This window comes from Kitasatospora sp. NPDC032757 (genome assembly GCF_055579305.1).
On the sequence record NZ_JBVINN010000046.1, the window covers coordinates 14,055 to 28,395 of the forward strand.

A 14,341-nucleotide genomic window follows, 5' to 3' on the forward strand; every position below is an offset into this window, starting at 1 on the left:
GTGTTTTTTGTGTACCCTTTCCTCCTTTTTGGGGAGGTGCCCCCCACACACCTCCTCCCCCCCCCCCCCCTCCCCTCCCCCCCCCCAACCCCGTGACGCCCCCTACGGGTAGGGCGGGCCCCACCTCCCGGAGTAGGGCCCGGCCTGCTGACCGGGACCGGGGCGGGCCGGTTGGCTGGACGGCATGAGAATGGTGCGGATCGCGCTCAAGTCCCTGCAATCACGGTGGGTTTCACTGCTCGGCGCATTCATCGCCCTCACCCTCGGCGTCGCGATGACGGCGGTGATGCTGCTCGGGCTGGCCGCCGCCGTGGGTGCGCCCGGCGGGGAGGAGCTGGTGTCGCTCGTCGCGGCGCTCGGCACGGCCGGCGGGGTGAGCGCGTTCGTCTCGGCGTTCGTCGTCGCGTCCACCTTCTCGTACACGGTCGCGCAGCGCCGCCGTGAACTGGGCCTGCTCCGGCTGGCCGGCGCGACCCGGGCACAGGTCCGGCGGACGGTGCTCGCCGAGGCGCTGGTCCTCGGCACCGCCGCCTCCGCGACCGGCTGCGCACTCGGCCGGCTCGGCGCACCCGCCCTCGTCCGGTGGCTCGCGGACGTCGGCATGGCCCCGGCCGGCTTCGGGCTCGCCGACGGGACGTGGCCGCTGCACGGCGCCTTCTGGACCGGCCTGCTGGTCGCCCTCGGCGGCGTCGCGGTGGCGGCCCGCCGGGCCGGCCGGGCCGGTCCGCTGGACGCGCTGCGCGCCGCCGACCTCGACTCCGGGGCGATGACCGCCGGCCGTCTGCTCTGGGGCCTCGGGCTGCTGCTCACGGCCGCCGCCCTGACCGGGGCGGCGCTCGCCGGCGACCCCGCCGACCTGCTGCACCGCAAGACCTACACCACCCGGCCGATGCTGCTGATCTCGGCCTGCGGTCTGCTCGCCCCGCTCCTCGCCCGCCCGCTGGTGCACCTGCTCACCTGGCTCCCGGTCCGGTTCACCGCGTACGCCGGCCGGTTGGTGCGCGGGAACGCCGCGGCGGCGGTCCGCCGGACCGGGGCGGTGGCCGCGCCGGTGCTGGTGTCGGTGGCGCTCACCGGCTCGCTGGCCGGGGCGCTGGAGACGGTGAGCGCCGCCCGGACCGCCGAGGCCGCCGCCCGGACCGCCGCCGATCTGGTGGTGGTCCCCTCCTCCCGGCCGGGCCCGCTCGCCGAGGCCCTGCGCGCCGTCCCCGGCACCGCCGCCGTCTCCCCCACCGCGCCCACCACGCTCGCGCTGGTCGAGCCGGACGGCAATGCGGTCAGGGCCGAGGCCCGGATGGCCGATCCGGCCGGACTGGCCGTGCTCGCCCGGCTGCCCGTCCGGTCCGGCTCACCCGCCGGGCTGGGCGACGACACCATCGTGCTCCCCGCCGAGTGGGGCCGGACGGCCGGCGAGCCGGTACCGGTGATCCGGGCCGACGGCAGCCGCACCACGCTGCGGGTGGCCGCCGTCCTGCGCGACGGCCTCGGCGACAACGGCCTCTACGTGACCGCCCGCAACGCCCCCGGCGCACGGGTCGACCGGATCGAGGTGCGCCTGGCCCCCGGCATGGACCCGGCCGGGCGGGACACCGCCACCGCACGCGTCCGCGAGGCCGCCCGGCCGTACGGCGCCACGGTGTTCACGCGGGACGACTGGCTCGCCGCCACCGCCCCCGCCCATGCCCGGATCGCGTGGCTGCGGACCGCCCTGGTGCTCGGACTCGCCCTCGTCTACACCGGGATCGCGCTCGCCAACACCCTGCTGATGGCCACCGCCGACCGCCGCCGCGAACTGGCCCTGCTCCGGCTGGCGGGCGCCACCCGCGCCCAGGTGGTGCGACTGGTGACGGCCGAGTCGGTGCTGGTGGCGGCGGTCGGCTCACTCCTCGGCTGCGCGGTGGCCGCCGTCCAACTGGGCGCCATGCGTGCGGGGTTGGCACTGCTCGGGGCGCCGGCGCCGTGGACGCTGCCGTGGCGGCCGGTGGGCCTGGTGGCCGGGGGCTGCGTCCTGGTCGCGGCCGCCTGCGCCGCCCCGGCCGCCGCCTGGGCCCTGCGGCACCGTCCGGTCACGGCGGCCGCGCGCTGACCGGCCCGCCCGGCGCTGCCCTCAGGCCGCCGCCAGCCCCTCCGGCAGTGCCAGCGCCCTCAGTTCACGGATCAGCGCCCGCACCGCCGCCGTCCCCGCCAGCTCCGGCGTGGTCACGTACCCGACGGAGCGGCTGGGCGGCTGCGGGCCGAGGTCGGTGACGGCCAGGCCGGGCGGGGCGCCGAGCAGGGCGCTCCGGGGCATGATCGCCATCCCCAGCCCCTGCGAGACCAGCGAGACGGCCACGGTGTCGTCCTCGACGTCGATGGTCGCGGGCGGGATCCAGTCCTGCCGGTCCCACCAGTTCCGCGTGTACGAGCCGCAGTTCTCGTCCCAGTCGACCAGCGGCAGCCCGCGCGGCGCCGGGTGGCCGGCCGGGTGTGCCAGCGCGTACGTCTCCTCGAAGAGGCGCACCGCGATCAGCCCCGGGACGGGCGGCGGCCCGTCCGCGTTGAGCGTCGCGAGCCCGAGGTCGGCGCGGCCGTCGGCGACCTCGCCCGCCGTTCCCCGGCCGATCTCGCGGACGATCCGCACGTGCGGGGTCAGCCCGGGGTGGCGGGCGGTGAGCCGGGCGAGGACGGACGGCAGCAGGTGGGCGGCGACGCTGCGGAAGGCGGCGATCCGCAGCGGCCCGGTCACCTCGCCCGCCGCGTCCCCCGCGCCGGCGCCGCGCACCTCCGGGCCCATCGCCTCCAGCAGCCGTAGGATCCGCCGGGCGTAGGCGACGGCCCGCGCGCCGGCGTCGGTGGGGCGCGCGCCGTGGCGCCCACGGTCGAAGAGCACCGCGCCGAGCTTCCGCTCGCAGGCGCGCACGGCGTGCGAGACGGCGGACTGGGTGGTGCCGAGGCGTACCGCGGCCGCCGTGAAACCCTTCTCCTCCTCCACGGCGACCAGGATGCGCAGCTCCTGCGGGGCAAGATCGGTCATGATCCGAATCTACCGGCCCGCCGGCAGGATCCATCGATCCGGTTCATGGAACCTGCCCTTCCATCGCCGTGAACCCCTGCCCGGCCCACCACCCCCCTCCCTACGGTGATCACGTCCGCCCCGCCCGCTCACCGCACCGGAGTCCACATGCCCCGCCCCACCGCCCTCGCCGTCCACCTGGTCTCCCGCCCCTCCGGCGCGCCCACCGCCGACAACTTCGCCTTCGTCGAGGAGACCGTCCCGGCGCTCGCCGAGGGCGAGGCGCTGGTCGAGAACATCCACCAGTCCGTCGACCCGTACATGCGCGAGGAGATGGACGAGGGCGGCTGGCAGCTCAACGCCCCGCTGGAGGGCCGCACGCTCGGCCGCGTCGTCGAGTCCCGCACCCCGGCGCTGCCGGTCGGCACGCTGGTCCACCACCGCCGCGCCTGGCGCACCCACTCGGTGGTCGGCTCCGGCGAGGCCACCGTCCTCCCCGACTTCGCGGGCGTCCCGCTCAGCGCCCACCTGAGCGTCCTCGGCGGCACCGGCCTCTCCGCCTGGGTCGGCCTGACCAGGGTCGCCCGCCTCCAGCCCGGCGAGACGATCTTCATCTCGGCGGCCGCCGGCGGCGTCGGCACCGCCGCCGGCCGGCTCGCCCGGCTGCTCGGCGCCGGCCGGATCATCGGCAGCACCGGTTCGGCCGCCAAGGTGAAGCACCTCACCGGGCACCTCGGCTTCGACGCCGCCTTCGACTACCACGAGGGCCCGATCGCGGACCGGCTCCGCGAGGCCGCACCCGAGGGCCTCGACGTCTACTTCGACAACGTCGGCGGCGACCACCTCGAAGGCGCCATCACCGCCCTGCGCGACCACGGCCGGATCGCCTGGTGCGGCGCCGTCGCCCAGTACAACCACCTCCAGGACCCGCCCGCCGCACCGCGCAACCTGTACGACGTGGTCGGCAAGAGCCTTCGCCTGGAGGGCTTCCTCGTCCGCAACCACCTCGACGCCCGCCAGGAGCTGTACGACTTCCTCGTCCCGCACCTGCGCTCGGGCGCCGCCGTCCCGGACGAGACCGTCGTCCGGGGCTTCGAGAACGTCGTGGACGCCTTCCTCGGCATGCTCCGCGGCACCAACACCGGCAAGATGATCGTCCAGCTCACCGACGCACCCTGACGGCTCAGCGCCCGCCGAACTTCTCGTCCGTGAACACGACCTCACGCCCCAGCGGCATCAGCGAGATCGGGATCATCTTCAGGTTGGCCCACCCGAACGGGATCCCGATGATCGAGATGAACAGCGGGATGCTCGTGACCAGGTGCATCAGCGCCAGCCACCACCCCGCGAACACCAGCCAGATCACGTTCCCCACGCAGGACGGCGCCCCGGCGTCCGGCTTCTCCACCGTCGTCCGCCCGAACGGCCAGATGACGAAGCCGGCGATGCGGAACGCGGCGATGCCGAAGGGGATCGTGATGATGAGAACGCAACAGACGATTCCCGCGATCACGTAGCCGATCGCCATCCAGATGCCGCAGAAGATCAACCAAATGGCGTTCAGGACGAACTCGATCACCTTCATGGCCGGCACCCTCTCACGGCCGACGGTCGGCCCCTATGACCCATCGTCCCCGCCCGCGGCCGTGTCTACGCAACGGACGGGAACCGCCCGCCCGGCCTTCCCCCGGGCCCCCGCGTCCGCGCGCGGGCGCGGACGCGGACGCGGACGCGGGCGCGGGCGCGGGCGCGGGGGCCCGGGAAGCTACTCCTCCGACGGCGCGTCCTCCGCCGCGGACGGCGGCTCGTCGTCCGCGGCGCCGCCGTGCCCCCGGCGGGCGGAAGGGAAGGCCGCGAGGAGCGAGGTGGCGACGGCCAGACCGAAGTTCCCGGCGTCCGCCGTGGTGGCGCCGAAGAGCGCCATGGCCAGGCCGGCCCCCGAACCGGCCAGGGCCAGCGCGGTGAGCCGGACCGGCCCGCCGAGGCGCCGTCGTGCAGTGGGTCGCCGCGGCGGCCGACGCGGGCCGCGCTCCGACGAAGGCCTGTACATGGTCACGGGTGTCCCTCTCCTCCCGGAGCAGCGGGCCGGCGCATCAACCGGAACGCTGTTCTCCGACACCGTGGAATATCGAGTTCCATTTCGATTTCCCGCGGTACGACCCGACGGTTTCCGCGGAAAGTCCGGAACGGAGGTCCCGGCCCGGAGTCCCGGCGGCAAAGCCCGACCGGAAATCCCGTGACGTCCCGCTGCTTCCGGGCTTCGCCCGCTCCTCCAGAAGAGCAGCCGCGGGGGTGTCCCGCCATGAGCGGAGCCGGGAAAGCGCCAGGTCCGGGCAGATTGCCGTCTTCGCATGGACAGCACATCGACGAGTTGGGACAGACCGTGTCCCGAAATGGCGCGGGACGCGTATGCTGACGGACACCTCGGGACACCATCGGACAGGCATGGGGGGCTGTGCGATCTCGACGAACCAGGACTCCGGGGATCACATCGATCCCTCTTCCGCCGCGAGCAAAGAAGATCTTGCCCGGTTCATGAGAATGCTGCGGGCACGCGCGGACAGCCCCTCGTACCGGGACATGGAGAAGCGCGCGATGCTTCTCGGCCGCGGGCGGTCGCTGCCCCGGACCACCATGGGGGAGGTGCTGGCGGGGCGGCGGTTTCCCAGCAAGGCGTTCCTACTGACCTTCGTGGAGCTCTGCGGTGCCGGCCCCGGGACCGACCACTCCTGGGAGAGCACCTGGAACCGCCTGGCGGTGCGCTACAAGGTGGACACGCCGTCCGAGCAGGACGCGACCGGACAGGCGGACACCCGCCCGGAGCACGCGCGGCAGGAGCTGCGGGCGGCCCGGCTGCGCGTACGGGAACTGGAGGAGCAGCTGGCGGGGCTGCGGTCCGGGCTCGGCCGGCAGGCCTCGGCCTGGACGGAGGTGGCCGACGAGCTGGAGCAGCGCGGCGAGCGGCGGCTGGCGGAGAAGGCGGTGGCCGCGGTCGCCGGCCTGTGGAGCCTGCTGCCGGACACCGCCGAGGCGGCGGCCTGGGAGGAGCGGTACGGGCGGACGGCCTCCGCACGGTCCGAGGACCACCTCCCGGCGCCCCCGCCGCCGCCCGCCCAGGCCGAGGTCCGCACCGCGGCCACGGCGACCGTTGCCCCGGCCGAGGCCGGGACCGCGCTCACCCGCCCGCAGCCGCTCGCCGGGCGGGTGTCGGGAAGCCTGCCCGCGGTGTGGAACGTCGAGCCGCGCAACCCCGAGTTCACCGGCCGCGACGCCGTCCTGGCCGACCTGCGGCGGCGGCTCAACGCGCGCGACGCGGGCGCGGTCCAGGCACTGCGCGGGGTCGGCGGGGTGGGCAAGACGCAGATCGCCATCGAGTACGCCTGCCGGTTCGCCGCCGACTACGACGTGGTCTGGTGGATCGCGGCCGAGGACCCCGCGCTGATCGGCGAGCAGGTGGCCGGGCTGGCCGCGGAGCTGGATCTGACCGAACCCGGCACCGACACGGCGACCGCCGTGGCCGTGCTGAAGTCGTGCCTGCGCGGCCGGGACCGCTGGTTGCTGATCTTCGACAACGCCGACGACCGCGCCGGCGTGTCCAAGTGGCTGCCGGGCGGGCCGGGCCATGTACTGATCACCTCCCGGGCGGGCGGCTGGGAGCGGATCGCCACCACCGTCCTGGTCGACGTGATGGCGCGGACGGAGTCGGTGGCCCTGCTGCGTACGCACCGCCCCGAGCTGAGCCCGGAGGAGGCGGACCAGTTGGCGGCGGCGCTCGCGGACCTCCCGCTCGCGCTGGCGCAGGCCGGCGGCTTCCTCGCCGAGACCGCCACCCGGGTGAGCGACTACCTCGCCCTGCTGGACGCCCATGCCACGGCGGTCCTGGGCGAGGGGGCCACCGGCGACTATCCGAGACCGCTCGCGGCGGCTGTCGGCCTCAGCGCCCGGCAGCTCGCGCAGCTGGACCCGGTCGGCCTGGCCGCGGTGCGGCTCTGCGCCTTCCTCGCCCCCGAATCCGTCCCGGTCCACTGGCTGCTCACCGAAGGATGGACCGAGGCGGACGCCGCCGGGCCGCTGGGTGCGCTGGCACAGGCCGCGACCGATCCGGTGGCGCTGCGCCGCGGCGTCGGCGCGGCGGTCCGGCTGGGGCTGGCGACCAGCACCCACGACGGCGTCCGGCTGCACCGGCTGGTCCAGGTGGTGATCAAGGACCAGCTGGGAGCAGCCGCCGAGGAGGTCCGCCGCCGCGCGCGCACGGTCATGGTCGCGGCCGGCCCCGGCGATCCGGAGGATCCGGCCACCTGGGCCGCGTGGGCCCGGGTGGTACCGCATCTGCTCGCCGTCGATCCGGCGGACGGGGCCGCCACCGATCTGCGCGCCCTCGCCTGCAACGCCGCCTGGTACATGATCGAGCGCGGTGACGCCGACGTGAGCGCCCGGCTCGCGGCCGACCTGTGCCGGCAGTGGACCGCCGTGTCGGGGCCGGACGACCTGCACGTCCTGTGGGCCACCCGCTGTCTGGCCCGGGCCTGTCGCGAGCAGGGCCGCTACGAGGAGGCGCACCGGCTGTACCGGGACGCGCTGCGCCGGGGCCGGGCGGTCCTGGGCGACGACCACCCGCAGACCCTGCGGCTGGCGCACGGGTGTGCCATCAACCTGCGGATGCAGGGCCGGTACGAACAGGCCCGGCAGCTCCAGGCGGACACCCTGGACCGCTACCGGCGGGTCCTCGGCGACGACCACCCGCACGCCCTGCACTCGGCCAACCACCTCGCGGTGGACCTCAGCGCCCTCGGCCGGTTCGAACAGGCCCGGCAGCTCCACGAGGACACCCTGGACCGCTACCGGCGGGTCCTCGGCGACGACCACCCGGACACCCTGCGCTCCGCCAACCACCTCGCGGTGGACCTCAGCGCCCTCGGCCGGTTCGAACAGGCCCGTCAGCTCCACGAGGACACCCTGGACCGGTGCCGGCAGGTCTTCGGTGACGACAATCCGCACACGCTCAAGGCGGCGGACTCCTTCGGCATCACGCTGCGCAAGCTGGCCCTCCTGGACGACGCGCAGCGCCTCCAGGAGGACACGGTGGCCCGCTGTCGGCGCGTGCTCGGTGACGACCACCCGCACACGCTGCGGACGGCCCACAACCTGTCCGAGACGCTGTACGAACTCGGGCAGCTGGAGCGGGCCCGGCGTCTCCAGGCCGACGTGCTGGACCGCTACCGGCGGGTGCTCGGCGACGAGCACCCGGACACCGCGCATTCGGCGGCGCACCTGGCGAAGATCCTCGCGGCCTCGGGCCGGTGAACACCGGCGTAACACCGATCGCTTCGCCGTGTGCGGATTTCCGCCATTCTGCGACAACCCCTGGAAGTCGCCGACCTCGCCATTCTACGATTGTCCGATGCTGGTCAATATCCAACGGCCCGGCCTGGCATGTCATTTGGTGCGCCGGTTCAGCTGGTAACTTACTGCCGCAAATGTCGCCACCGAGTCAAGGAAATGGCCGATGATCGATCCTAAGATCGCACTGGTGATGACCAAGCCGCGCCCCGGAATCAATATTGACCATGACATGCCCCTGCTGCTGCGGTCACTCGCCGACGCGGGCGCGCGGGCCAGTGCGACGGAATGGGACGATCCGAATGTGGACTGGGCGGAATTCGATCTCGCCGTGATCCGGTCCGCCTGGGACTACACCTGGCGCACGGCGGAATTCCTCTCCTGGGTGGACCGCTGCAGCAGCCTCACCCGGCTGGCCAACCCCCCGTCGATCGTGCAGTGGAGCTCGGACAAGAGCTACCTCGGCGCCCTCGCCACGGCCGGCGTCCCGGTCGTCCGGACCAGCTACCTGGCCCCCGGCGACGCCCCCGACCTCCCGGGCGACCACGAGTACGTGATCAAGCCCGTCGTGGGCGCCGGGGCCAGGTACGCGGCCCGGTACAAGCCGGAGGAGCACGACAAGGCGCGCACCCAGGTGAACCGGATGCACGCCGAGGGCCTGACCGCGATGCTCCAGCCGTACATGAGCAGCATCGACACCACCGGCGAACGTGCGCTGGTCTTCGTCCGAGGCCGCTTCCTGCACGCCATCCGCAAGAACGCCGTCCTGTCCCCGGGGATCCCCTACGACGAGCGCAAGGTCGCGCACCCGGGGCTGCGGCCGTGGGCGCCGAAGCCCGCCGACCTGGCGGTCGCCGAGCGCGCCCTGGCCGCCGTGCCGGGGTCGGCCGACCTGCTGTACGCCCGCGTGGACCTCGTCGACGACGCCGACGGCGACCCGCTGGTGATGGAGCTCGAACTGGTGGAGCCGAACCTGTTCCTGGCCGCCCACCCGGCCTCGATGCCGACCGTGGTCGACGCGATCATCGGGGCCGCCGCCGCACCGCGCGACTCGTACGAGGGACAGCCGGTCAGCGACCGGTTGTGAGCCGGCGTCAGGACCCGGCGCCCGGCCCCAGGACGCGGGAGCCGGACTGAGGCACAGGCAGAACCGGCCGCGGGCCGAAGCAGGGGGGACTTCCGTGAGCTCCGCATTCGACGCATCCGGCATACCGGGGGACGCCCCGGCCGCCGGGCCCGGGGCAGTGCTGCCCTTCGCCTGCCCCTCCCCGTGGGCGGAGCCGCCGGAGCTCGGCCCGCTCCGGAAGCAGGGCGGGCTGGCCCGGGTCCGCACCTCCACCGGTGACCTCGCCTGGCTGGTCACCGGCTACGCGGACTTCAAGGCGCTGGGCACCGACCGCCGGATCGGCAAGTCACACCCGGATCCCGCCCGGGCCCCGCGCCTCTGGGACGCGGCCATCCTCGGGCCTGAGGAGAACCACGAGACGGCGGTCGCCGACCACCGGCGGTGGCGGCACACCCTCACCGACGGCTTCGCGCCCCGCCGGATCGAGCGGCTGCGCCCGCGGCTCCAGGCCTCCTTCGACCGCATGGCCGGGGCACTGGCGGCCGCGGGCCCGCCGGCCGACCTCTGCACGGGCCTCGCGAGACCTTTCGCCCTCGCCGCGATCTGCGACCTGATCGGCGTTCCGGCCGCGGGCCGCCGGCAGTTCGCCGCCTGGTCGGACCGGGTACGCGAACGCGGTGCGGCCTCGGGGACGGCGGAGCGCCGGCAGGAGCTCAACCACTACCTCGACGGCCTGCTCGACCTGCGCCGCCGGTCTCCGGCAGACGACCTGATCTCCGCACTCGCCGTCCGCGAGGAGAGCCCGGAGAGCCTGCGCCGCGAGGAACTCCCCGACGCCCTCAGCGGCATCCTCCTCGCGGGCTACGAGACCGTCGCCTCGCGCATCCCGTACGGCGTGCTGTATCTGCTGGCGCACCCCGGGGCGGCCGAGGCCGTGGCGGCCGACCCCGCCGCGGTGCCGGGGGCGGTCGAGGAGATCATGCGGCTCGCCGTGCCGGGCGGCAGCTGGATGCCCCGGTACGCCCGCACCGACCTGGAGTACCGCGGGGCCCGGATCAGCGCGGGCGACCTCGTGGTCTTCTCGTTCCAGTCCGCCAACCGGGACGAACGGGTCTTCCCCGATGCCGGGACATTCGATCCGGGCCGGTCGCCCAACCCGCATGTGGCCTTCGGGCACGGGAAGTACTTCTGCCTGGGCGCCGGGCTGGCCCGGCTCGAACTCCAGATGGTGCTGGAGTCACTCCCCCGGCGCCTGCCCGGGCTCCGGCTCGCCTGCCGCCCGGAGGAGCTGCGGCTCAGCGAGGAGTGGGTGACAGGAGGCTTGCGGGAGCTGCCGGTCACCTGGGGCTGACCAGGCCGGGCCGCGCACTGGTCGGGCAACCCCTACAGCGGGGTGACCGCCTTCAGGACCAGGAGCAGCGCCACCGCCGCGTTGAGTGCGCAGAGCGCGGACGCCGCCGTGCCGATGGCGGCGACCATGGCGGCCAGGCCCGCCCGGCTGTGGGCCGGGGGCCAGTTGCGGGCGGACGGGACCGGGCCGAGGAGGGCGGCGACGCGGCGGGGGACGGGGCCGGGGGCGGCGAACGCGGCGAACCCGGGGGCCGGCGGCCGGCGGGAGGCGAGGGCGGCGCGGGCGACGGCGCGGGCGGTGACCCGCCGGTCGCCGACCGCCTGGGCCGACTCCTCGTCCGCCCAGCGCTCCGCGCTGTACGCCACCGCGTGCTGCAGGGGGCGCAGGAACGGGTTCACGCAGCCCGCGAGCTGGGTGGCCAGCAGGTAGCGGTGGTGCCGGTGTGCGAGGTGGGCGCGCTCGTGGGCGAGCAGGGCGGCGCGCTCGTCGTCGGGGAGGCCGGCCAGCATGCCGGTGGAGACGACGACGCGCCCGGGCGAGCGGGAGGAGCCGGGCAGCGCGAAGGCGTACGGGACGGGGTCGGGGAGCAGGGCCACGTCGGAGGGGCCGTCCCCGGGCAGTTCGCGGCCGAGCGCGTGCCGGGCGCGGGTCCGGATCCGCAGGTGGCGGGCGGCGGTCCACAGGAGGGCGAGGAGGACGACCGTCAGCAGGCAGATCGCCGCCGTCCCGACCGTCTCGTGGTACGGCAGCGCCGCCCGCACCTCCGGGTCGGACCAGGTGTCCGGCAGGGGGTTGCCCGGGAGCTGGGCGGTGCCCACCACGCCGGTCAGGCCCAGGCAGACCGCGCTGCACAGCGCCATCACCGCGCTGATCACGGTGAGCAGCCGGGTGGCGCCGCGCGGGTGCAGGTGCTGCTCGGCGAGGCGGGCGATCGGTACCGCGGTCAGCGGCAGGATGAGCGGGAGGAAGACGAAGACGCCCACGGTTCAGCTCTCGGGGTGGGCCACAGCGGGATCGGCGGAGGCGCTCTCCAGGGCCGGAGCGTCCAGGCCGCCGTCCAGCGCCGCACTGTCCAGCAGCGTCCGCAGCAGCTCCTCGTCGTGCGGCAGCAGCGCGGTGACGAAGCTGGCCAGCACCGCGTCCCGGTCCGGCTCGCCGTCGAGCATCCGCCGCATCCGCAGCGCAGCCAGCCCCGCCGCGTCGGAGGCCGCCTGCCACAGGTAGGAGCGGCCCGAACGGCTGCGCGAGACGGCCTTCTTGGCGTGCAGCCGGGACAGGATGGTCATCACCGTGGTGTACGCCAGGCCGCCCTCCAGGCGTTCCTGCACCCACCCCGCGGTGGCCGGGCCGGGCGCCCGCTGGAGCACGGCCAGCACCTGCGCCTCCAGCTCGCCCTGGCCGCGCCGCCGAGCCCGCGGATCCCCGGCCGCCGGGGCGTGCCTCTCCTCTGCCATGACGGCCACTCCCTCCGGATGCCGCGCCCCGCAGCCGGGCGGGGCGCGTTCTCATCCTAACGAGCGCCCGGCCGGCAGCCCCAACGAGCAGGCCCCGGGCCCGGGCCCGGCCAGTAGGCCCCGCCGAGCAGCCCCGACGAGCAGCCCCGCTGGGCAGACCCGGCGATCAGGCCCGGCGCGGCCCGCGGCGGACGCCCGGCTCAGCCCGCGGCGGAGGCCCGGCTCAGCCCAGCGGCTCGCGCGCGTTCTGCCGCCGGTCCAGCTCGGCGATCTCGGGGTGGTTCAGGTCGAAGGCCGGGGATTCGGACCGGATCCGCGGCAGGGTGACGAAGTTGTGCCGCGGCGGCGGGCAGGAGGTGGCCCACTCCAGCGAACGGCCGTACCCCCACGGGTCGTCCTCCATCACCTTCTCGCCGTACCGGGCGGTGTGCCAGACGTTGTAGAGGAACGGCAGCGTGGAGAGCCCCAGCAGGAAGGAGCCGATGCTGGAGACGGTGTTGAGCGTGGTGAACCCGTCCGAGGCCAGGTAGTCGGCGTACCGGCGCGGCATGCCCTCGGCGCCCAGCCAGTGCTGCACCAGGAAGGTGGCGTGGAAGCCGACGAAGAGGGTCCAGAAGTGGATCCGCCCGAGCCGCTCGTCGAGCATCCGTCCGGTGAACTTGGGCCACCAGAAGTGGAATCCGGCGAACATCGCGAACACCACCGTCCCGAACACCACGTAGTGGAAGTGGGCGACCACGAAGTACGAGTCGGAGACCTGGAAGTCGATCGGCGGCGCGGCCAGCAGGACGCCGGTGAGCCCGCCGAACAGGAAGGTGACCAGGAAGCCGATCGTCCAGAGCATCGGCGCCTCGAAGCTCAGCGAGCCCTGCCACATGGTGCCGATCCAGTTGAAGAACTTCACCCCGGTCGGGACGGCGATCAGCATCGTCATGATCGAGAAGAACGGCAGCAGCACCTGCCCGGTGACGAACATGTGGTGCGCCCAGACCGTGATCGACAGGCCGGTGATGGCGAGCGTCGCCGCGATCAGGCCGGAGTAGCCGAAGACCGGTTTCCGGCTGAAGACCGGGATGATCTCGGTGATGATGCCGAAGAACGGCAACGCGATGATGTAGACCTCGGGGTGCCCGAAGAACCAGAACAGGTGCTGCCAGAGCAGCGCCCCGCCGTTGGCCGCGTCGAAGACGTGCGAGCCGAACTTGCGGTCCGACTCCAGGCAGAGCAGCGCCGCCGCCAGCACCGGGAACGCGAACAGCACCAGCACGGCGGTGAGCAGGACGTTCCAGACGAAGATCGGCATCCGGAACAGCGTCATCCCCGGCGCGCGGAGGCAGACGATCGTGGTGATGAAGTTGACCGAGCCGAGGATGGTCCCGAAGCCGGAGAGGGCCAGGCCCATGATCCACAGGTCGGCGCCGAGGCCCGGGCTGTGCTCGGCGCTGTTCAGCGGCGCGTAGGCGAACCAGCCGAAGTCGGCGGCGCCGTCGGGGGTGAGGAAGCCGAAGAGGGCGATCAGCGAGCCGAACAGGTACAGCCAGTAGGCGAGCGCGTTGAGCCGGGGGAAGGCCACGTCGGGGGCGCCGATCTGCAGCGGCATGATCCAGTTGGCGAAGCCGGCGAACAGGGGCGTTGCGAACATCAGCAGCATGATCGTGCCGTGCATGGTGAAGAGCTGGTTGAACTCCTCGTTGCTGATCAGCTGCGTCCCGGGCCGGGCCAGTTCGATCCGCATCAGCATCGCCATCAGGCCGCCGGCCAGGAAGAACAGGAACGAGGTGGTGATGTAGAGGGTGCCGATCCGCTTGTGGTCGGTGGTGGTCAGCCAGCCCACCAGGGCCTGGCCGCGCCGGCGGCGGCCGGCCGCGAGCCAGCGGTCCAGCCGGGGCGTCCGCGGCGGGTGCGGGGCCTGGTCCACGACGTCCTTCGGCAGAAGAGTCACGCTGCGCGCCTTCCGTGGTCGGGGCGGGCGGCGTCCGGGGCCGCCGGGGCGGCCGGACCGGGCCCGGACAGTGGTCGCCCCACGACTACCAGCTGCCGGCCGCGCGCCACGGCGGCCGCGCGGGCGCGTCACCCGAACAGCTGCGGCCGGGTTGCCCGCGCCTCCTGCACGACGGACGGTCGAACCCGTACGCCCG

General features: G+C 74.3%; 11 protein-coding genes. 5 read left to right on the top strand and 6 right to left on the bottom strand.

Features of this window, described 5'->3' with window-relative positions; translation table 11 throughout:
* Positions 1–184 precede the first annotated feature (184 nt).
* Positions 185–2,086, top strand: a complete 1,902-nt coding sequence (locus ACZ5WK_RS33995) for an FtsX-like permease family protein (protein WP_465553378.1) — start codon at positions 185–187, stop codon at positions 2,084–2,086.
* 21 nt (positions 2,087–2,107) lie between these two features.
* On the opposite strand, the gene ACZ5WK_RS34000 is transcribed toward ACZ5WK_RS33995, so the two are convergent.
* Positions 2,108–3,013 (bottom strand): LysR family transcriptional regulator, encoded by a 906-nt coding sequence (locus ACZ5WK_RS34000; RefSeq protein ID WP_465553380.1) that lies wholly within the window; start codon positions 3,011–3,013, stop codon positions 2,108–2,110.
* A gap of 147 nt (positions 3,014–3,160) precedes the next feature.
* Between ACZ5WK_RS34000 and ACZ5WK_RS34005 the strand changes: the two genes are divergently transcribed.
* Positions 3,161–4,171: an NADP-dependent oxidoreductase gene (locus ACZ5WK_RS34005; RefSeq protein WP_465553382.1), complete on the top strand. Its 1,011-nt coding sequence runs from the start codon at positions 3,161–3,163 to the stop codon at positions 4,169–4,171.
* 4 nt (positions 4,172–4,175) lie between these two features.
* Here the strand turns inward: ACZ5WK_RS34005 and ACZ5WK_RS34010 are convergent, their stop codons facing one another.
* Together ACZ5WK_RS34010 and ACZ5WK_RS34015 are read right to left on the bottom strand one after the other, a co-directional pair.
* Complete coding sequence (locus ACZ5WK_RS34010) at positions 4,176–4,577, bottom strand: YccF domain-containing protein (protein WP_396321517.1); 402 nt, start codon at positions 4,575–4,577, stop codon at positions 4,176–4,178.
* 180 nt (positions 4,578–4,757) lie between these two features.
* Positions 4,758–5,048: a hypothetical protein gene (locus tag ACZ5WK_RS34015; protein ID WP_465553385.1), complete on the bottom strand. Its 291-nt coding sequence runs from the start codon at positions 5,046–5,048 to the stop codon at positions 4,758–4,760.
* Positions 5,049–5,527: 479 nt separating this feature from the next.
* Here ACZ5WK_RS34015 and fxsT point away from each other — a divergent pair, with 479 nt between their 5' ends.
* The 3 genes from fxsT (at position 5,528) to ACZ5WK_RS34030 (ending at position 10,749) form a co-directional block, all read left to right on the top strand.
* Positions 5,528–8,296 carry an FxSxx-COOH system tetratricopeptide repeat protein gene (gene fxsT / locus ACZ5WK_RS34020; RefSeq protein WP_465553387.1) on the top strand — a complete coding sequence of 923 codons (2,769 nt, stop codon included), beginning with the start codon at positions 5,528–5,530 and terminating at the stop codon, positions 8,294–8,296.
* Between the two features lie 202 nt (positions 8,297–8,498).
* Complete coding sequence (locus tag ACZ5WK_RS34025) at positions 8,499–9,419, top strand: ATP-grasp domain-containing protein (protein ID WP_465553389.1); 921 nt, start codon at positions 8,499–8,501, stop codon at positions 9,417–9,419.
* 94 nt (positions 9,420–9,513) lie between these two features.
* Positions 9,514–10,749: a cytochrome P450 gene (locus ACZ5WK_RS34030; RefSeq protein ID WP_465553391.1), complete on the top strand. Its 1,236-nt coding sequence runs from the start codon at positions 9,514–9,516 to the stop codon at positions 10,747–10,749.
* 32 nt (positions 10,750–10,781) lie between these two features.
* Here ACZ5WK_RS34030 and ACZ5WK_RS34035 read toward each other — a convergent pair whose 3' ends face one another.
* From ACZ5WK_RS34035 to ctaD, 3 genes are all read right to left on the bottom strand, one after another.
* Complete coding sequence (locus ACZ5WK_RS34035; protein WP_396321518.1) at positions 10,782–11,732, bottom strand: M56 family metallopeptidase; 951 nt, start codon at positions 11,730–11,732, stop codon at positions 10,782–10,784.
* A gap of 3 nt (positions 11,733–11,735) precedes the next feature.
* Positions 11,736–12,203, bottom strand: a complete 468-nt coding sequence (locus ACZ5WK_RS34040; protein ID WP_465553393.1) for a BlaI/MecI/CopY family transcriptional regulator — start codon at positions 12,201–12,203, stop codon at positions 11,736–11,738.
* A 223-nt stretch (positions 12,204–12,426) separates the two neighbouring features.
* Complete coding sequence (ctaD, locus tag ACZ5WK_RS34045; RefSeq protein WP_465553458.1) at positions 12,427–14,085, bottom strand: aa3-type cytochrome oxidase subunit I; 1,659 nt, start codon at positions 14,083–14,085, stop codon at positions 12,427–12,429.
* Positions 14,086–14,341: the final 256 nt, after the last annotated feature.

Coding starts and splice junctions, on each gene's coding strand:
- ACZ5WK_RS34010 (WP_396321517.1), bottom strand. CDS start 4,577: ATGAAGGTGATCGAGTTCGTCCTGAACGCCATTTGGTTGATCTTCTGC.
- ACZ5WK_RS33995 (WP_465553378.1), top strand. CDS start 185: ATGAGAATGGTGCGGATCGCGCTCAAGTCCCTGCAATCACGGTGGGTT.
- ACZ5WK_RS34040 (WP_465553393.1), bottom strand. CDS start 12,203: ATGGCAGAGGAGAGGCACGCCCCGGCGGCCGGGGATCCGCGGGCTCGG.
- fxsT (WP_465553387.1), top strand. CDS start 5,528: ATGAGAATGCTGCGGGCACGCGCGGACAGCCCCTCGTACCGGGACATG.
- ACZ5WK_RS34000 (WP_465553380.1), bottom strand. CDS start 3,013: ATGACCGATCTTGCCCCGCAGGAGCTGCGCATCCTGGTCGCCGTGGAG.
- ACZ5WK_RS34005 (WP_465553382.1), top strand. CDS start 3,161: ATGCCCCGCCCCACCGCCCTCGCCGTCCACCTGGTCTCCCGCCCCTCC.
- ACZ5WK_RS34025 (WP_465553389.1), top strand. CDS start 8,499: ATGATCGATCCTAAGATCGCACTGGTGATGACCAAGCCGCGCCCCGGA.